The 318-nt window shown below is 39.3% G+C and carries 1 protein-coding gene; it reads right to left on the bottom strand.

What is annotated here, in order from left to right; genetic code table 11:
* A partial coding sequence (locus tag QP439_RS09020) for a mevalonate kinase family protein (RefSeq protein ID WP_502961737.1) occupies window positions 1-318 on the bottom strand: 318 nt, incomplete at both ends.

Genomic DNA, 318 nt, shown 5'->3' with positions numbered 1-318 from the left:
GCTTCAGGGCAACTCACGTCTAGATTTTTTAAGCTGAGGTGAGCTTCTGACATGGCTATCCCGATTCTCTCTAAATCTTTTACTTTCAAAGCTTCTTCAACTTCATTGGTTAATTTTCCAAGCTGATGCAAATGTGGCAAAGCCCTTCTTCCAATACTTTCCACCTTTTGAATCGCTTCTCGTGTATGTCCATAAATCCCTGTGTCTGCAATCAAAAGATAAGCTCCAAGATTCGTCTCAAACTCTGAAAAACCAACATTTTTAATAAATTTAATAGCATGATCGCTCAAGCAAGTCTTAGCATCCAAACCACTCGGA

It is taken from the genome of Streptococcus sp. UMB1203, assembly GCF_030217725.1.
GTDB lineage: Bacteria > Bacillota > Bacilli > Lactobacillales > Streptococcaceae > Streptococcus.
The sequence above is the reverse complement of the archived record's forward strand: the minus strand, read 5'-3'. Positions and strand labels throughout refer to the sequence as shown.